We start from the raw sequence: 17,510 nt of genomic DNA on the forward strand, positions 1-17,510 counted from the left end.
CCCGGGCGCGCACAACGCAGCCCGCCACCGCCGCGCCCACGCCGTCCGTCCATCACGCACCGCCTCTGTCCCCGGCCGGTCCCCCGGCGCTGTCGTCGGTGGCGGGACGCGGCGGTGGCGGGCTGCGTTGTGCGCGCCCGGGTCGTGTCCGGGGCAGGCCTGCCCTCGCGGCCGCGCAACGTGGGGGGTTTCCGATCCCCCTGCGGCGCAACCTTTCTCGGCTCTGGATCGTGTATGCGGCATCGAGCCGCCCGGCACGGCACCGCGGCGCAGGTGCGACTCGTCCGTCGCGACAGGCCGGGGGGCCTCATGTCCGGGTTCGACCAACGACAGTCCACGCAGCACCCGCCGCACCACGTGGCCGGCGGCGCCCTGCGCCTCATCCCGATCGACGACGAGGCGCTGCGCGCGTTCGTCGACCTCGTCGGTGGCTCCGCGCTGCAGACCCCGGAGTGGGCCGCGGTGAAGCCCGGCTGGGAGGCCGAGCGGCTCGGCTGGGCCGACGACGGCGGGCGGCTCGTCGCGGCCGCGCTCGTGCTCCACCGCCGGCTCCCGCTCGGCCCCGCGCGGCTCACCCCGCGCCGGACCCTGGCCTACGTGCCCGAGGGCCCGGTGATGCTCCCCGCACCGCAGGCACCCGACCCCGGCGCGGTCCTCACCTCGCTCGTCCGGCACGTCCGCGCCGAGGGCGCCTTCACCCTCCGGGTCGGGCCGCGCGTCCGGCACCGGGTCTGGGACGCCGCCCGGGTCCGGGCCGCGATCGCCGCCGGGGCCGCCGACCTGGACGCCGTGCCGCCCGCACGGACCGACCCGGAGGGCGCCCGGTGGACCGCCGCCCTCGACCGGCTCGGCTGGACGGCGGCCCCGCGGGACCTCGGCGACGGGCAGCCCTGGCTCGTGGCCGTCCTCGACGTCGCGGACCGGTCGGCGGCGGACCTGCGCGCCGGCACGAACCAGCAGTGGCGCCGCAACCTCGCCCGGGCGCAGGCCGCCGGCGTCGAGGTGCGCCGGGCGACCCCGACCGACGTCGCGGTCTTCGAGGACCTCTACGTCGAGACCGCCCGGCGGCACGGGTTCGTGCCCCGGCCCCGCGGCTACCTCACGCGGCTGCTCGGCGCGCTCGGCGGGCGGGCCCGGCTCGACGTCGCGGTGCACGAGGGCGCCGTCCTCGCCGGTGCCGTGACGGTGCGGACCGGTCCGCGGGTCTGCTACCTCTACGGCGCCTCCACCGCCCGGGACCGTGAGGTGCGCGCCGCCAACGCCCTGCACTGGTCGATCGCGCTGCGGGTCGCCGAGCAGGGCGGGTCGCTCTACGACCTGCGGGGGGTCGAGCCGGGGCTGCGGCCGTCCGACCCCGCCTCCGGGCTGCTGCGCTTCAAGGCCGGGCTCGGCGCGGACGCCGTCGAGTACGTCGGCGAGTGGGAGCTCGGGCTGCGGCCGGGGTGGGCGGCCGCCTACCGCGTCGTGCGGGAGCGGCAACGGCGCAGGGCGGCCGCGCGATGACGTTCACGGCGTGCATCGACCTGGCCGCCTGGCGCGACCACCTGCGCCGCGTCGTCGCGGCGGAGCCCGGGGTCGTCCCGGTCCTCAAGGGCGACGGCTACGGCCTCGGGCTCGGCCTCGTGGCGGCCGCCACCGCCGACCTCGCCGCGGACTCGGTCGCCCGGGGCGCCTTCCGCGGCATCGACACCGTCGCCGCCGGGACCCCCGCGGAGGCGGCGCTCGTCGCCGCGGTCTTCCCCGGCGACGTGCTCGTCCTCGAGGCCTGCCACGACCTGCGGACGCCGTCGGGCCCGGACGACGTCCGGCACCGGGTCGTGCGGACCGTGGCCGACGGGCCGGCCCTGGAGGCGGCCCTGGAGGCGCTCGCGTCCGGGCACGGCCTCGACCCCTTCGTCATCGAGGTGGAGACCGGGATGCACCGGCAGGGCGTGCCGCTGGCCCACGCGCTGTCGGCGCTGCACCGGCTCAGGGCCCTCGGGGACGACGGCGCCGGCCGGTCCGCGACGTGCCGCGGGCTCGCCCTCCACCTGCCCCTGCGCGGCGGCCCGGCGCCGGCCCGCGCGGCGGCCGTCACCGTCGCCCGGGAGGCCCCCGGGACGACCCTGTGGGTGAGCCATCTCGGGGCGGCCGGGGTGCAGCGGCTCGTCCGCGCCGCCCCGCAGCTGCGGATCCGGGAGCGGGTCGGCAGCCGGCTGTGGCTCGGCGCGCCGGGTGCGGTGACGGTCACCGGCACCGTCCTCGACGTCCGCCGGGTGCCGCTCGGGGCGCGGATCGGCTACTCCCGCAAACGGACCGGGAGCCGGACGCTCGTCCTCGTCAGCGGCGGCACGGTGCACGGCGTCGGTCTGCGGGCGACCGCCCCGTCGCTGCGCGGCCGGGCGGTCGCGGCGGTCGAGGCGCTCGCGGCCCTCGTCGGCGTGTGGCGCTCGCCGTTCACGCTCGACGGCCGCAGGCTCGCCTTCGCCGACACCCCGCACATGCAGGTCAGCATGCTCGCCCTGCCCCGCGGGGCCCGGGTGCCCCGGGTCGGCGAGCGCCTGCCGTGCCGGGTGCGGATGACGACGGCGCGGTTCGACGCCGTGACGGCGGACGGACCTCAGTCCGGCGGCCTCAGCGTGAGCGTGTCGACGGCCGCCTGCCGGACGGCGACCGCACCGAACGGCCAGGGGTACGTCCGGCCCGTCGCCCAGGCCTCGAGCTGGTCGGCGTAGTGCGCGCTGCCCGGGTGGCCGGACTGGCCGGTCTGGTTCACCCAGCGGGACCGGTCGACGTCCGCGAGGTCGACGACCATCCGCATCGACGGCGCGGAGACGACGTCGAAGGTGCCGGACGACGCGTCGTACGCCAGCGCGTCGACGACCGCCGGGCCGCCGGGCAGCTCGGTCCGGCCGCGGTTGAGCAGCCGGTGCAGCGGCGCCGTCGCTGATACCTCACCGGTCGGCGTCGCGGCGAGCCGCAGGGTGTGGGCGCGGCCCCAGGTCCAGCCGGCCGGGTCCTTGCCCTGCTCCCGGGTCAGCCGCAGTCGGGCCTCCTGGAGGCTGCGCAGGACGATCTCGTCCCGGGTCTCGACGACGCCCGGGGTGGAGCGGTCGTCCCACCAGGGGTCCCGGGGGCGTTCGAGGAGCGCGGTGACGACCTGCATCCAGCGGCCGCCGCCGTCCGGCCGGCTCCCCTCGGGCAGCTCGTCGAAGGTGAGCTCGAGCAGGCTCGCCCACACCGCGTTGAAGTACGCCGCAGCCGCCGATCCGACCGGCTGGCTGCCGTCCCAGTCGTGCAGCAGCGCCCGGCCCTGCGCCGTGAACGCGTCGACGTCGGCCGCGAGGAGCACCGGTTCGAGCCGCTCCCACAGCGGGTTGCGGGTGTCGAGCTGGATCGAGGCCATGTCGGACGTCGTCATGAGCCGGCCGTTCGCCGTGCGGGCGGTGACGAGGTCGCGGATCCGCTGCGAGCGCCAGCCGTAGTCGAAGTCGCTCGTGAACCGCACGCCCGTGCCGCGCGGCGTGACGGCCTGGTTCGCGGCCACGAGGAAGCCGGCGTCCGGGTCGAGCGTCCACGGCAGGTCGGCGGTGTCGACGAAGCCCTGCCAGTCGTACCGCGAGTCCCAGCCGGGCAGCGGCCACGTGCCGTCCGTCGGGGCGGTCCGGGCGCCGTCCGTGCCCTTGGTCCGGACCGTGGCCCGCAACGGGATCCGGCCCGGTGCCTGGTAGCCGACGTGGCCGTGGTCGCCGAGGTTGTCGGCGTACACGAAGTTCTGCGCGGGGACGTCCATGAGCAGGACGGCGCGGCGGAACGACGCGAAGTCGGTCGCGGTGTCGACGGCGAAGACGGCGTCCATGTCGTGCCCCGGCGTCAGCGCCGTCCAGGCGAGCGAGACGGCGTACCCGGAGCCACCGGCGGGGGCCGCGGCACCGGCGTCCGCGACCGACGGCAGCACGTCGCTGAGGAGCGGACCGTGCTCGGTGGACCGCACGGTGAGCTGCACCGGGTCGGCCCCGGCCACCGCGATCGTCTCGGTCCGCACGGTCATCGGCACGTAGTCGCCGTCGCGCTCGACGGTGTCGCCGCGGGTGCGCTCGAGGTAGAGGTCGGTGACGTCGGGACCGAGGTTCGTCATCCCCCAGGCGATCGTCCCGGTGTGCCCGATGACGACACCCGGGACGCCCGCGAACGTGAAGCCGGCGACGTCGAACGGGCAGCGGACGCTCACCTCCCGGCAGTGCAGCCCGGCCTGGTACCAGACGCCGGGCAGGCTCGGTGACAGGTGCGGGTCGTTGGCCAGCAACGGTTTCCCGGTCGCGCTGAGCCGGCCGGAGACGACCCAGGAGTTCGAGCCGGTGCCGTCGGTCCCGCCGAGCATCTCGGGCACCGACTCCACGGCCCGCCGGGCCGCCGCGACGGCCCGGGCGGCGTCCGGGCCGCGCAGCGCCGCGGTGACGTCCTGCGCTGCCGGCCGGGCCGGGTCCGCGGTCCCCGGCCGGGCGGCGGACGGCGTGCCGGTGCGGACGTCGGCGGCGGCGAGGATCGGCGCGTGCTCGGCGTACGGGTACGCCGGGAACAGCTGCTCGACCCGCGCGACGTCCTTGACGGCACCGAACGCCTCGGCGCGCGCGAGCTCGCTGTCGTAGTTGCCGCGCAGGTCCCAGGCCATCGCCTTGAACCACGCGACGGAGTCCTCCGGGGTCCACGGCTCGATCCGCGGCAGGTCGACCGAGAGCCCGAGCAGCGAGTACTGCAGCGACAGCTGCGCCGGCGAGCGGGTCGAGATGTACTCGTTGACCCCCTCGGCGTACGCATCGAGGTAGGCCCGCGTCGACGGCTCGGCCTGGGCCAGCTCCGCGGCGGCGCCCCGGCGCCAGCCGAGGGTCCGGACGACCTTGTCGGCGAGCAGCGCGTCCTCGTTCGGGCCGACGAGCTCGGAGAGCCGGCCGGCGGTGACGTGCCGCCGCCAGTCCATCTCGAAGAAGCGGTCCTGGGCGTGCACGTACCCCTGGGCCCGGAAGAGGTCGAGCGCGGTGTCCGCGTAGACCGACGGGACGCCCCGCTCGTCGCGGAGCACCGTCACCCGCCCGTCGAGCCCCGAGACGTCGCGGTCGCCGGAGGTGTCGGGCAGCGGACGACGGACCGCGGTCGTCGTGAGGACGGCGACGGCGACCAGCAGGGTGACGACGAGCGCGCACACCCCGATGAGCACCAGGCGCCACGGGCGGCGACGGGACACGGCTCGCACTGTAGGGGACCGCGCCGACGCTCCCGCGACCGGTGACCTACGGCACGGCCCCGGGCGCGTCGTCCACCACGGTGCGCTCCCGCACGAGCACATAAGGTGTCGTCATGACCCCCCTGCACCAGACCGGCGCCCGGCGTGCGCCGGTGCCGGGGAGCCGCCGGTGACGGTCGACGAGCTGGGCCTGGTGCTGCTCGGGGGCGCGCTCGTCCTGCTCCTCGCCGTCTTCGCGGTCCGGCTGTCGGTCCGGACCGGGCTGCCCTCGCTGCTGGTCTACCTCTTCTTCGGCCTCGCCATCGGCGAGCGCGGGCTGGGCCTGGAGTTCGACGACCAGCAGCTCACCGGGGTGCTCGGCTACGCCGCGCTCGTGCTCATCCTCGCCGAGGGTGGTCTCACCACGCGCTGGTCGCGGATCAAGGACGTCGTCGGACCGGCCGCCGTCCTCTCCACCGTCGGCACCGTCGTGTCGATCGGGGTCGTGGGCACCGCGTCGCACTACCTGCTGGGCCTGGAGTGGCCCGTCGCGCTGCTCATCGGGGCGGTCGTCTCCTCCACGGACGCCGCGGCCGTCTTCTCGGTCCTGCGCGGGCTGCCGCTTCCGCCGCGCCTCGTCGGCCTGCTCGAGGCGGAGTCCGGCTTCAACGACGCCCCGGTCGTCATCGCCGTCATCGCGCTCACCGAGATCGCCGCGCACCCGGAAGAGCCCACCCACGCGTGGTGGCTGCTCGCCCTCGAGGCGGTCGGCGAGCTCGCGATCGGTGTCGTCATCGGCGTCGGCGTGGGCCGGCTCGGCGCGCTGGCGCTGCGCCGGGTCGCGCTGCCGGCGTCAGGCCTCTACCCGATCGCCGTCATCGCCCTCGTCGTCCTCGCCTACGGCGCGGCGGACGCGCTGCACGGCTCGGGCTTCCTCGCGACGTACGTCGCGGGCCTCGCCCTCGGCAACGTCCGGCTGCCGCACGGGGCCGCCGTCCGCGGGTTCGCCGAGGGCCTGGGCTGGCTCGCCCAGATCGGCCTGTTCGTGCTGCTCGGGCTGCTCGCCGACCCGTTCCGGCTGCCCGACCACGTCGTCGGCGCGCTCGTCGTCGGCCTCGTGCTGCTCCTCGTCGCGCGGCCGCTGTCGGTGCTCGCGTCGGTGTCCTGGTTCCGGTTCCCGTTGCGGGAGCAGGCCTTCCTGTCGTGGGCCGGGCTGCGCGGCGCCGTCCCCGTCGTCCTCGCGACCGTGCCCGCGACGGCCGGCCTCGTCGACGCGACGGGCATCTTCGACCTCGTCTTCGTCCTCGTCGTGGTCTTCACGCTCGTCCAGGGCCCGACGCTGCCGTGGGTCGCGCGCCGGCTGGCGCTGTCGCAGGGGGAGACGATCGTCGACCTGGACGTCGAGTCGTCGCCGCTCGGCGCGCTCGACGCGGACGTCGTCCAGATGCGGATCGGGCCGACCTCGCGGCTGCACGGCGTCGAGATCTTCGAGCTGCGGCTGCCCGAGCGGTGCAACATCACCCTCGTCGTGCGGGGCGGCGAGCCGTTCGTCCCGACGCCGCGGACCATGCTGCGACACGGGGACGAGATGATCATCGTCGCGTCCGCCGCGGCCCGTCCCGTCGCCGAGCGCCGGCTGCGTGAGGTGAGCGCCGGGGGCAAGCTCGCCGGCTGGTACCGGCGGCTCGGCCCGGACGCGATGCGTCCCGGGCGGACCTGACGGACCTCACCGGTCAGGCGGCGGGTGCCGCGCCCTTGAGGTGGACGGCGAAGAACGCCTCGATCCGGTCCCAGGCGTCGGCGGCCGAGACCGGCTCCGGGCCGACGTGCGAGCGCCGCATGACCGGGCGCAGCAGGCGCGGCCCGTTCGGGGCGTCGTTGAGGAACGAGTGCCCGGCGTCCGGGTAGACCTTGACGTCGTTGGGGATCCCCTGCGCCGTCAGCGTGTCCTCGATGACCGGCGGCACCCCGAGCAGCCCCTTGTCCTTGCCGCCGTAGCTCGCGACGACCGGGCACGAGCCCTGCAGCGCCGCCTCGAGGTTGCCGAACGCCGGCCCGTAGTTCGGCGCGACGGCGTCGAACCCCTTGCCCGCCAGCACGAGGCAGAACCCGCCGCCCATGCAGAAGCCGATGACGCCGACCTTCCCGGTGCTGTCCGGCAGGGCGGTGAGGAAGCGCTTGGCGGCGTCGACGTCGACGAACGGCTTGCCGCTGCCGGCCTTCAGGGCACGGAACGTCGAGACGAGGCAGCGCACCGCACCGCCGTCGCTGAAGAGGTCCGGCATGAGCGCGTGGTAGCCCATCGCGGCCACCCGCTCGGTGTGGCGCAGCATGACGTCGTCGACGCCGAACGCCTCGTGGACGACGACGACCCCGGGGAACGGCCCCTCCCCCTGCGGGCGGGCCAGGTGGCCGGTGAGCCGGCGCGAGCCGGTCGGGCCGGCGAGGTCGGTGAGGTCCACCTGCTGCGTCGTCATGGACGCACGTTAGGGCGCGCCCGTCGTGCTGTCAGCCCGCGGCACCTGGCGCAGCACCACCGCGAGGGCGAGGTGGACGACCACGGCGAGGCCGTACCAGGGGCCCCAGCCCAGGCCCGAGGCGGTGACCGCCGCGGCGACCGCGAGGAGCACCGCCGCCTTGACGACGACGTGGACGGCGCCACGCAGCAACCGCGTCGCGCGCGGCGCGAGCAGTAGGCCCCAGACGACGCCGAGGAGCACCGGGAGGGCGGCCGCGCCGAGCAGGCGCAGCGGCAGCGCGGCGTCGAGCCGCCAGCCGACGAGCACGAGCCCGACGAGGGCGACCATCTCGAGCGCGAACGCGAGCCCGAGGTTCGCCGCCGCGACGACCCGCACGGTCAGACCCGGTCGGCGGCCGGCTGCGGGACCGACTGCGGGACCGACTGCGGGACCGGCTGCGGGACCGGACTCGTAGCCGGCTGCGGGGCCGGTGCGGCGAGCCCGGCGTCGAGGAGGGCCACGAGCCGGGCGAAGGTGCGGTCGACGGCGTCCGGGACGCCGTGCCCGCCCGTCCCCTCGAGCGAGGCGAAGCCGTGGAGCGCGCTGCGCAGCAGGCGGACGCCGTCCAGCACGTCGTCGTCCCCGCTCGCGCCGTAGAGCACGACGACCTCCACGAGGCGCTGCGTCACCGCGGCGACGGCCGCGGCGTGCTCCGGGTCGTCCGGGTGCGGGGCGGTCGCGAGCGCGAGGTAGAGGCCGGGTCGCTCGGCGGCCCACGCGCGGTAGGCGGTCGCGACGGCGGTGAGCCGGCGGCTGCGGGCGGACGCTCCCGCCGGCGCGGCACCGTCGGCGTCGGTGTCGGCGTCGTCCCGGGTGTCCTCGGCGTCGAGCACCCCGAGCGCCTCGTCGAGCGCGGCCCGCAGGCCCTCGGCGGCGAGCCGGCCGAGCCCGCGCCGCAGGCCCTCGGCACCGGCGATGTGCTTGTAGAGGCTCGGCAGCCGGACGCCGAGCCGGTCGGCGACGGTCGCGAGCGGCACCCGGGCGTCGCGCGCCTCGTCGGCGACCCTGGCCGCCTCGGCGACGACCGCGGCCGGCGTGAGACCGGCCCGGCCGCCGCGCCGGGCGGGCGGGACGGCCACGGGCGCGGCACCTGCCGTCAGGACGGCGGGCGGCGGTCCGGCCGCCGGCCGGACGGCGAGGCCGGTGGACTGGTCGAGAGCGGTCGGCACGCACCGAACGCTAACAATCCGCCACCCTGTGGGTCCGTGGGCCACGCGGGTCGTTCGGGTGGCATAGGATTGGCACTCGTCGTGTTGGAGTGCTAAAGAACGACCACGACACCACCGAGCCAGTCGTCCGGGCCCCGCGCCCACGACCGCCGAACACCGCTCCAGGAGGGCAACGTGCCGACGTACGCCTACGCGTGCACCGCGTGCGACCACCGCTTCGAGGCGCAGCAGGCCTTCACGGACGACGCACTCACCGACTGCCCGGAGTGCGCCGGCAAGCTGCGCAAGCTCTTCAACTCGGTCGGCATCGTCTTCAAGGGCTCGGGCTTCTACCGCACCGACTCGCGCGGCAGCGGCAGCGGGACGTCGCCGAGCACGTCGTCCTCATCGGAGTCGTCCGGTTCGTCGGACTCGTCCTCCGGCTCGTCGGACTCGACGTCCGACACGAAGGCCCCGGCGACGCCGGCCACGTCGGGCGCCTCGGCGGGCTCCTCGTCCTCGGGCTCCTCGTCCTCGGGCTCCTCGTCGTCCGGCTCGTCGTCCGCCTCGTCGTCCGGCTCCTCTGGCGGGTCGTCGGGCAGCACGTCCGCCGCCTGAGCCCGGCTCGACCCGTCCACAGGCCGGGGATCGGCGCCGCTGTCCACAGGGGCGGGCGGCACGGGCAGCCAGCGGTCGGCGCGGCCGGATAACGTCCCGCCCATGACGCAGACGCCGACCACCCCCGCCGGCACCGGGGCCCCTGTCGCCGAGATCGGGGTCATCGGCGGCTCCGGCTTCTACTCCTGGCTCGACGGTGCCCGCGAGGTCCCCGTCGAGACCCCCTTCGGCCCGCCGAGCGCCCCGCCGGTCGTCGGCGAGGTCGCCGGCCGCCGCGTCGCCTTCGTCCCGCGGCACGGGCGCGACCACCGGTTCCCGCCGCACCGGGTCAACTACCGGGCCAACCTCTGGGCGCTGCGCAGCCTCGGCGTCCGGCAGGTGCTCGGCCCGTGCGCCGTCGGGTCGATGCGCACAGACCTCGGCCCCGGCTCCCTCGTCGTGCCGGACCAGCTCATCGACCGCACCTGGGGCCGCGAGCACACCGTCTACGACGCCCCCGGCACCGTCGTCCACGTCGCCTTCGCGGACCCGTACTGCGCCCGTGGCCGGGCCGCGGCCCTGGGCGCCTCGGTCGCGTCCGGCTGGCCCGCGCACGACGGCGGCACGCTGCTCGTCATCAACGGGCCCCGGTTCTCCACCCGGGCAGAGTCGCGCTGGCACGCCGCCGCCGGAGCCGACGTCGTCGGCATGACCGGTGCCCCGGAGGCGGGCATCGCCCGCGAGCTCGCGCTCTGCTACACGAGCATCGCCGTCGTCACCGACCTCGACGCGGGCGTCGAGACGGGCGACGGCGTGACGCACGCCGAGGTCTTCGAGGTGTTCGGCCGCTCCGTCGAGCGGCTCAAGGCGATGCTCGTCGGCGTCGTCGAGGCGCTCCCCACGGACGACGCCTGCACCTGCCGGCAGGCGGTCGACGGGCTGCCGCTGCCCTTCGAGCTGCCCTAGCCGGTCGGCCGCTCCCCGCGGTTCGTCCCCCGGCTCCCTCCCGCCGCTTCCCGCTTCGTTCGCGCCTCCTTCCCGCTCCGTCCTCACCGTCGCCTCTCCCCCGGAGACCCTCGTGACCCGCCGCCCCCGGCCGACGGGGCGGGCGGTCCGGCGTGCCCTGCGCCGGCGCCGCCGTCCCCTGGCCGCCCTCTGCACCGCCGTCGCCGTCTGGGCCGGGGTCAGGGCCGTCGCCCCGCCGCCACCGGCCACGACCCTGCTCACCGTCGCCGCCCGCGACCTCGCGGCGGGCGTCCCGCTGACGCCGGGGGACCTCACGACCGTGCGGGTGCCGGCCGGGGCCCGCCCCGACGGCGCCACCCCTCCGGCCGCGGGCTCGGTGCTCGCCGCCCCGGTGCGCCGCGGCGAGCCGTTCACCGACGTCCGCATCGTCGGGCCCGGCTCCGCGCGCCGGCCGCCGGGCTCGGTCGTCGTCACGGTCCGGACGGCGGACCCGGCCGCGGTGATCGCGGTCCGGCCCGGCGACCGGGTGGACGTCCTCGCCGGTCCGGCGACCGACTCCGCACCGGCCGTCGCTGCTGACGTCGACGCGCCCGCCGGCAGCGCGACCACGCTCGCGCAGGGCCTCGTCGTGCTCGCCGTGCCCGGTGCCGGGCCATCGGACGGCGGTGGCACCGACGGCGGCGAGGCCGACGGCGCGAGCAGCCTGCTCGGGGGCGTCGGCACCGCGCCCGGCTCGACCCCCACGGACACCGCCGGTGTGCTCGTCGTCGCCGCCGACCGGGCGGCCGCCTCCCGGCTCGCTGCCGCCGTGGGACGGTCACTCACCGTCGTCGTCGTCTCACCATGATCGAAAAGGTCGGCGCCGTGACGGCCACGGTTCGTGAAAGCGCTACCGGATCTCGCTAGGGTGCGGGCGAACCGGGCACGCGCCCCGCCGTCCGGGATCGGCTGAGGAGACACACATGATCAAGGGCTTCCGCGAGTTCATCATGCGCGGCAACGTCGTCGACCTGGCGGTCGCGGTCGTCATCGGCGGTGCGTTCGGCGCCATCGTGACGAAGTTCGTCGAGAGCATCGTCAACCCGATCGTCGCCTCGTTCGGCGGCGGCGGCGAGATCGGCTGGGGCATCCAGCTCGGCGACAAGGGCGTCAAGGAGACGTTCGTGGACTTCGGCGCCGTCATCAGCGCGGCGATCAACTTCGTCATCATCGCGGCCGTCGTCTACTTCATCCTCGTCGTCCCGATGAACAAGCTCCAGGAGCGCCGCAAGAAGGGCCTCGTCGAGGAGCCGGCCGCCCCGGCCGAGGACGTCCTCCTGCTCACCGAGATCCGCGACCTGCTCCGCGCGCAGAACAACGCCTGACGCTGCGTCCGGCCCTCCCGGGCCCGCAGCAGCAGCCGCACGTCGGCCCCCAGCACGAGGGCCGGGACGCCCGTCTCACTCCCAGTGAGGCGGGCGTTCGCGCTGGTACCGCTCGTCGTCGTCCCCGCCGGAGCGGGACCAGTCCTCCGGGTCGACCCGCCGCGGCGCTCGTCGCAGCGGCGCGACGAGCCGGACGAGCGCCTCGGCGTCGGTCGGCTCCGCACCCGGCTCGCCGGCCGGGGCCTCAGTCGGCCCGTGCGTCGGCTCGTCGGGACCGGCGGCGGGCGGATCGGGGTCGTTCATGTCCCCATCGTGCCTCGTCGCAGGTCAGCCGCGTCGGCCGGAGTCCGCCTCGGCGGTCACGAGGTCGCGCACCCGGTCGGCCTCACGCGCGACCGCGTCGTCCGCGGCGGCCCGCGCCACCTCGTCGAGGTCCATCGGGGCGGCCGCGTCGGCGTCGAGCCGGGTCGCCGCCTCGCTGCCAGCGGCCTCGTCCCTGCCCTCGCCACGGGGCTCGCCACCGGGCTCGCTGTCCTCGTCGCTGTTCTCGCCGGTGCCTGCGGTCACGGCATCGGCCGCCCCCGCGACGGCCACTACGGCCTCGGGGGTATCCGCTCCGACCTCCGCCGCCGGAACATCCGCCGCCGGAACGTCCGCCACGGCCGGCGGGACCGGTGCCCCGAGCCCGAGGTCGACGCTCGGCCAGCCGGTGCCGACCTCCGCGACGGGGGCGACGGTCATCGGGTCGACCGGGTCGACGGGCTCGGTGACGGCGTTCGCCAGGGCGACCCGCGGGTTGACCGCGCGCACCGCGGCGGCCACGAGCAGGTCCGCGCGGCCGCCGCGCTCGACGATGCCCAGCGCCTCGCGCACCGAGTGGGCGACCTCCTCGTCGGCGCGCTGGACGCCGTCCGAGACGACCCACGTCGCGACCGACTCGAGCTCGGTCGGCCCGTACGCCGACGGCGGCAGCCCGGTCGCGACGTCCGGGAACGGGTCGCGGACGGCGACGACGGGCAGCACGTCCGCGGGTACGACCGACGCGGGCAGCCCACCCGCGGCGCGCCACGCGTCGTGGATCCGCTCGACCTCGGCGTCGGGGTCGCAGAACAGGTCCATCGCGGCGACCCGCACGTGCACCCAGCCCGCCCGCTCCCAGGCCTGCCGGCGCTGCCGGTCCCGGAACCGCACGCTCGGGCAGCCGGCATACGCGGGCCCGTCGACCTCGACCGCGAGCAGGCCGCGGCCGGGGACGAGCCCGTCGAGCACGGCGATGTCGAGGGGCCAGTCCGGCGCGGGCAGGTTGCCGAGCACCGGCATCCCGACGGCGCTCAGCCGCGAGCAGAGGTCCTCGACGAGGGCGTCCGGCGGGCGCGGCGAGCGCTCGAGCCCGAGCAGCCCGGGGCGGGTCGGGTCGGCGCCGGTGATCCCGGAGCGGCCGGCGAAGCCGAGCACCTCGCGGAGCATCCGGGCGCCGTCCGTGCGGGTCCGCTCGGGCGACAGCTCGTCGGCGGAGAAGCTGCAGACCAGCGTCGTCTGCCGGCGCGACCGGGACAGCGCCGCGAGCAGGCAAGCCCGGCCGAACCGGCCGTCGAGCACCCCGAAGCGGTGCATGATCCGGCCGTGCGGCGTGCGGGCCAGGCCGATCGAAACGATCGCGGCGTCCCGCTCGATGCCCGCGATCCGATGCACGGGTCGCACGAGGAACGGCTCGTCGATGTCCCCGGTCCAGTGCACGTCGAGCCACCGCGCGAGGTGCGGCAGCTCGGTGACGGCCTGCCGCAGCGCCTCCTCGATCCGCTCGGCGTGCCGGGCGCCGAGCGTCACGACGAGCAGCGACTGCCCCGGCCGGGTCGCGGCGTGGTCGGCGACGAGCTCGACGACGCGCCGGACCTCCTGCTGGGAGCTCACGGCGAACTCCTCGCCGGGCGCGGGGACGCCGATCCCGTCGGGCACGTGCACGAGGTGGAACGGGCGCTCGACGGCGGCACCCGGCGTGCAGCGCCAGCCCTCGGGGTAGCTCGTGCGCATCGGCGCCACGAGGCGGGCGTCCCGGGCCCGGTGCGCGCGGTCGAGCCGGTGCACGGGCAGCCGCTCGGCGAGCGCGGCGAGCACGGAGGCGCCGCCGGTCGCGGGCGGGAGCCGGCGCCGGTCACCGGCGACGAGGACCCGGCGGCCGCGGGCGAGCGCGGCGACCGCCTCGGCGAGGCCGACCTGGCCCGCGTCGTCGACGACGACGACGTCGACGAGGGGCTTGCCGGCGTCCGCCGGGGGCAGCACGCGGGCCACGGTGTCGGGGCTCATCACCCAGACCGGGCGCAGTGCCCCGACGACGGCCGGCCCGTGCCGGAACAGGTCGTGCGGCCACGCCGACCGCTGCCCGCGGACGACCTCGACCTGCAGCCAGCGCAGCTGGTCCGGGTGCGCGTCGAGCGCGGCGCGGACCCGGCCCTGGACGGCGGTCGCGGCCTTGGTCGCGGTCGCGGCGACGAGCCGGCCGTCGAGGTCGCGGAGCGACTCGACGAGGTCGCGCATCTTCTGGGCGTCGTGCCGGGCGAGCCGCTCGTCGCCGCGGATGATCGACTCCAGCACGCTCGTCCACCACGCGAGGTCGAGCTCGCCGTCGACGTCCTCGGCCTCGCAGCGCCGGGTCCGCAGGTCGGCGAGCAGGTCGCCGAGCCCGGCGTCCCGCAGCCGGTCGAGCAGGAGCGTCCGGCGGGGCTGGTCGCGGACGCCGTCCGGGTCGGCGGCGAGGTCGGCGAGCCGCTGCTCGAGCTTGTCGAGCGGGAGCTTGAGCAGGTCCGGGGTGCCGGTGCCGGAGAGCGCGTGCATGAGCACGGCGAGCGCCGCCTCGACGGACTCGACGGCGACCTGCGCGTCGGTGAGCCCGGTCGGCACCCGCGGCCAGCCCTCGACGTCGGCGAGCTCGAGCCAGCGGACCCGCTGCTCCTGGGCCGCGACGAGCGCGCTGTGCAGGTCCTCGACGTGGACGCCGGGGCGCACGAGGTTCTTCGCGCGGCGGCGCAGCGACCGACGGGCGAGCCGGCCGGCGTCCGGCGGGCCGCCGTCCGGGCCGACCGCGGCGATGAGGTCCCCGAGCGGCTGCTCGAAGACGGCCGGCAGGAGCATGTCGAGGGTGTCGCGGACACCGAGGAGCAGGTCGAGCCGCGGCCGCCAGTCCCCGGCGGTCTTCGCAGCGGCGAGCCCGGCGGCCTGGGCGACGGCGGCCATGTCGCGGCGGGCCCGGCCGAGGCCGTCGCGGGCGGCGACCGCCGCCGCGAGCGCGTTCTCGGCGTCGGTGTCGGAGCGCACCCGGGCGTCGAGCCAGCGGGTGTCGACCCGGGTCAGGGTGAAGGCCCGCAGCGACGCGACGTCGCGCAGGTCGGTCCGCAGCGCCTCGCGGCTGTCGGCGTCGAGCCGCCTGGTCACCTCGCGGGTCAGCCGCACCCGGGTCCGGGGCGCGTGCGCGGACGCCATGAGCCCGGCGAGCGCGACCATCGCGTCGTAGGCGCTGACGCCCCAGGGCGCGCGGACCTCGTGGAGGGCGGCGGTCGCGTCGGCGAGGGTGGACGTCGCCTCCCGCCAGCGCGCGAGCACCCGGTCGGTGGCGCCACGGGCACCCGCACCGGTCTCGGCGCTCTGCTGGGCCGCCCCGCCCACCGCGGCGTCCAGGGAGCTGCGCAGCCCGGCGAGGACGGCGGCCCGGTCCCCCGCGCCGTCGTGCAGGTCGAGCACGCAGTCCCCGACGCCGGCCGAGCGCAGCCGGCTGATGAGCGCGTCGGCGGTGGCACGGTGCGGGGTGACGACGAGCACGCGCTCGCCGCGGACGACGAGGCCGGCGATCCCGGCGGCGAGGGTGTGGGTGAGCCCGCTGCCGGGCGGGCCCTCGACGACGACGTCCTCGCCCGCGAGCGCGGCCGTCACCGCCTTGCGCTGGCCGGCGTCGAGGTCGAGCACGCCCGCGTCGGCGTCGGGGGCCGTCTCCGGGTCCTCGTCGGCGACGGTCCGCGGGTTGATCTGGCGCAGCGTGCGGGAGGCGCCGGTGTCCTCCGAGCGCAGGATCGGCCCGACGACCGGGTGCGCGTCGATCGCGGGCCCGGCGGCGTCGAGGTCGGCGATGAGCGCACCGGAGCCCGAGGTGAACACCCCGACGAGCAGCCGGCTGTCGATGGAGAAGCGCGGGACCTGCTCGCAGAGCTCCTCGATCCGCGCGTGCACGGGGCGCGGGTCGAACCCGGCGAGCCCGAACGCGAGGTGCCCGAGCGCCTCGCCGTCGAGCCGGATCCCGTACTCGACCTCGAGCCGGCGCACGAGGCGCGGGTTGACGACGGCGGCGTCCTCGAGGTCGAGGTCGTAGTCCTCGTGGCCGGCGTCGCAGGGCCGCAGCGTGCAGCCGCGCAGGAGCACCGGCGCGCTGATCGGCTCGGTCGCCGGGCCGACGGTGTCGACGATCGCGCCGGGGGTGGCGGCGGGCAGCCAGGTCGCGATGCCCGCGGCGAGGTAGCCGGCGCGCATCCCCCGGTCGTGGGACGACGTCCCCGCCGTCGCCCGGATCGCCCGGGCCCGGCGGCGGGCCGCGGCGTGCGCCTCGGGCTCGCGGATGAGCATCGACAACCGGGTCGGCCGGCCCGCGAGGAGCGCCGCGATCCCCGAGGGGTGGGCGTTCGTCAGGTCGAGGGCGTCCGCCGCCGCGTCGCCGAGCACCAGGAGGGTGTCCGGCAGGTGCGCCGCGGCAAGACTCTCCCGCCACGCGTCGAGCGTCGCGCGGGTCCCCGGTCCGTCAGCCACTGCTCCACGCTAACCGCCTTCGCGCCGTCCGCCGGGGCACGGCCTCGGCGCGTCGGCGACGGGTCTGCGACCGCATGTCCGCACCGGACACGCCGCGGAGATCACTGGACGTCGATCGACGGTGTCGCTGCGTGTGCACCTGTCGGGTGCGTGTCCGACAGGGCCGGACGGGTGAACGACAGCGTGTACCGGACGGCGTAGCGCGGGCGCGCAGCGGGCGGGGACCGGCACGGACGGTGACGGCAGACGGGTGAGGACCACCTGTTCGGCTCAAGGACCCCGGCCCGCGCCCCGAGAAGGACGACGACACCGTCCGCCCCGAGGAGCGTCATGCAGCCCGGACTCCGCCGGCCCCGCCGCCGGCACGTCGTCGTCGCCGTGCTCGCGGTCGCCGGCACGCTCGCCGCCGGGTCCGGCGCGTCCGCGATCGCGTCCGGCCGGGCGCCGGCCCCGCGCGCCACCGGGCCGCTCGGCACCGACACCGCCCCCGGCGCGGGGACGGTCGTCCGCGGCACCGTCGAGCGGGTCGCGGTCGAGGGCAGGGACCTCGTCGAGCACGCCCACGGCCCTGGCGGGCGGGTGACGGCCGCGAACGGCCTCACGGCGCACGCGCACGGCCCGGGCGAGGCTCCCGCCGTCCTCACGTTCCTCCGCTCGGGCGCCCGCCGCGTCCAGGTCCGGGCCGCCGACCTCGCCGGGGTCCCGACGGGCAGCCTCGTCGAGGCCTCGCTCGGCACCGCCCGGGCGGCGTCCGGCCCGGCGTCCGGCACGTCGTCCGGCACGTCGTCCGGCCCGTCGTCAGGCCCGTCGTCAGGCCCGTCGTCACGGACGACGAACCCCACCGTCCTCGCCGCCGGCGGCTCCCGGGTCCGCAGCGTCCGCGTCGTCCGCCGCGGCGCCGCACCGCGCACCGCCGCGCTCCCCCGCC

Annotated in this window: 13 protein-coding genes and 2 pseudogenes; 8 read left to right on the forward strand and 7 right to left on the reverse strand. The window is 77.0% G+C overall.

Features of this window, described 5'->3' with window-relative positions; genetic code table 11:
• Positions 1–309: 309 nt before the first annotated feature.
• Both EDJALFJO_RS03795 and EDJALFJO_RS03800 read left to right on the forward strand, forming a co-directional pair.
• On the forward strand, positions 310–1,503 hold the full coding sequence (locus EDJALFJO_RS03795; protein ID WP_158220277.1) for a peptidoglycan bridge formation glycyltransferase FemA/FemB family protein: 1,194 nt from the start codon (positions 310–312) through the stop codon (positions 1,501–1,503).
• Complete coding sequence (locus tag EDJALFJO_RS03800) at positions 1,500–2,714, forward strand: alanine racemase (protein WP_088282392.1); 1,215 nt, start codon at positions 1,500–1,502, stop codon at positions 2,712–2,714. Before EDJALFJO_RS03795 ends, EDJALFJO_RS03800 begins: the two co-directional genes overlap by 4 nt.
• Here EDJALFJO_RS03800 and EDJALFJO_RS03805 read toward each other — a convergent pair.
• Complete coding sequence (locus EDJALFJO_RS03805) at positions 2,600–5,221, reverse strand: penicillin acylase family protein (protein ID WP_198949972.1); 2,622 nt, start codon at positions 5,219–5,221, stop codon at positions 2,600–2,602. The two genes, EDJALFJO_RS03800 and EDJALFJO_RS03805, sit on opposite strands and share 115 nt — an antisense overlap.
• Before the next feature lie 169 nt (positions 5,222–5,390).
• Between EDJALFJO_RS03805 and EDJALFJO_RS03810 the strand changes: the two genes are divergently transcribed.
• On the forward strand, positions 5,391–6,920 hold the full coding sequence (locus EDJALFJO_RS03810) for a potassium/proton antiporter (RefSeq protein WP_198949973.1): 1,530 nt from the start codon (positions 5,391–5,393) through the stop codon (positions 6,918–6,920).
• A 13-nt stretch (positions 6,921–6,933) separates the two neighbouring features.
• On the opposite strand, the gene EDJALFJO_RS03815 is transcribed toward EDJALFJO_RS03810, so the two are convergent.
• From EDJALFJO_RS03815 to EDJALFJO_RS03825, 3 genes are read right to left on the reverse strand one after another with little or no spacing between them, the layout of a single operon-like run.
• Complete coding sequence (locus EDJALFJO_RS03815) at positions 6,934–7,677, reverse strand: dienelactone hydrolase family protein (protein WP_088282396.1); 744 nt, start codon at positions 7,675–7,677, stop codon at positions 6,934–6,936.
• A 9-nt stretch (positions 7,678–7,686) separates the two neighbouring features.
• A complete protein-coding gene (locus EDJALFJO_RS03820; RefSeq protein ID WP_088282398.1) occupies positions 7,687–8,055 on the reverse strand; it encodes a DUF2568 domain-containing protein in 369 nt (122 codons plus the stop codon).
• Between the two features lie 2 nt (positions 8,056–8,057).
• The gene (locus tag EDJALFJO_RS03825; RefSeq protein WP_198949974.1) at positions 8,058–8,888 is read right to left on the reverse strand and encodes a TetR/AcrR family transcriptional regulator; all 831 of its coding nucleotides are present in this window, start codon (positions 8,886–8,888) and stop codon (positions 8,058–8,060) included.
• Positions 8,889–9,062: 174 nt separating this feature from the next.
• Here EDJALFJO_RS03825 and EDJALFJO_RS35340 point away from each other — a divergent pair.
• Positions 9,063–9,155, forward strand: a pseudogene (locus EDJALFJO_RS35340) (FmdB family zinc ribbon protein); the annotation flags it as partial.
• A 62-nt stretch (positions 9,156–9,217) separates the two neighbouring features.
• Here EDJALFJO_RS35340 and EDJALFJO_RS35345 read toward each other — a convergent pair.
• Entirely contained in the window at positions 9,218–9,472 is a 255-nt protein-coding gene (locus EDJALFJO_RS35345) for a hypothetical protein (RefSeq protein WP_233149664.1), read from the reverse strand.
• A gap of 115 nt (positions 9,473–9,587) precedes the next feature.
• On the opposite strand from EDJALFJO_RS35345, the gene EDJALFJO_RS03835 reads away from it, so the two are divergent.
• The 3 genes from EDJALFJO_RS03835 to mscL all read left to right on the forward strand — a co-directional run bounded on the left by EDJALFJO_RS03835 (position 9,588) and on the right by mscL (position 11,794).
• Entirely contained in the window at positions 9,588–10,430 is an 843-nt protein-coding gene (locus EDJALFJO_RS03835) for an S-methyl-5'-thioadenosine phosphorylase (protein WP_088282402.1), read from the forward strand.
• Positions 10,431–10,542: 112 nt separating this feature from the next.
• Entirely contained in the window at positions 10,543–11,277 is a 735-nt protein-coding gene (locus tag EDJALFJO_RS03840) for an SAF domain-containing protein (protein ID WP_088282404.1), read from the forward strand.
• 115 nt (positions 11,278–11,392) lie between these two features.
• The gene (gene mscL / locus EDJALFJO_RS03845; RefSeq protein WP_088282406.1) at positions 11,393–11,794 is read left to right on the forward strand and encodes a large conductance mechanosensitive channel protein MscL; all 402 of its coding nucleotides are present in this window, start codon (positions 11,393–11,395) and stop codon (positions 11,792–11,794) included.
• A gap of 75 nt (positions 11,795–11,869) precedes the next feature.
• Here mscL and EDJALFJO_RS03850 read toward each other — a convergent pair whose 3' ends face one another.
• Entirely contained in the window at positions 11,870–12,097 is a 228-nt protein-coding gene (locus tag EDJALFJO_RS03850; RefSeq protein WP_088282408.1) for a hypothetical protein, read from the reverse strand.
• A 24-nt stretch (positions 12,098–12,121) separates the two neighbouring features.
• The gene (locus tag EDJALFJO_RS03855) at positions 12,122–16,582 is read right to left on the reverse strand and encodes an AAA domain-containing protein (RefSeq protein ID WP_088282410.1); all 4,461 of its coding nucleotides are present in this window, start codon (positions 16,580–16,582) and stop codon (positions 12,122–12,124) included.
• A gap of 330 nt (positions 16,583–16,912) precedes the next feature.
• Here EDJALFJO_RS03855 and EDJALFJO_RS03865 point away from each other — a divergent pair.
• A pseudogene (locus tag EDJALFJO_RS03865) lies at positions 16,913–17,510 on the forward strand (hypothetical protein); the annotation flags it as partial.

This window comes from Kineosporia sp. A_224 (assembly GCF_002198655.1).
Lineage (GTDB): Bacteria > Actinomycetota > Actinomycetes > Actinomycetales > Kineosporiaceae > R-H-3.

Excerpts from the sequence above, each read along its gene's own strand:
- EDJALFJO_RS03795 (WP_158220277.1), top strand. The coding sequence starts at position 310 with ATGTCCGGGTTCGACCAACGACAGTCCACGCAGCACCCGCCGCACCAC.
- EDJALFJO_RS03800 (WP_088282392.1), top strand. The coding sequence starts at position 1,500 with ATGACGTTCACGGCGTGCATCGACCTGGCCGCCTGGCGCGACCACCTG.
- EDJALFJO_RS03815 (WP_088282396.1), bottom strand. The coding sequence starts at position 7,677 with ATGACGACGCAGCAGGTGGACCTCACCGACCTCGCCGGCCCGACCGGC.
- EDJALFJO_RS03835 (WP_088282402.1), top strand. The coding sequence starts at position 9,588 with ATGACGCAGACGCCGACCACCCCCGCCGGCACCGGGGCCCCTGTCGCC.
- mscL (WP_088282406.1), top strand. The coding sequence starts at position 11,393 with ATGATCAAGGGCTTCCGCGAGTTCATCATGCGCGGCAACGTCGTCGAC.
- EDJALFJO_RS03850 (WP_088282408.1), bottom strand. The coding sequence starts at position 12,097 with ATGAACGACCCCGATCCGCCCGCCGCCGGTCCCGACGAGCCGACGCAC.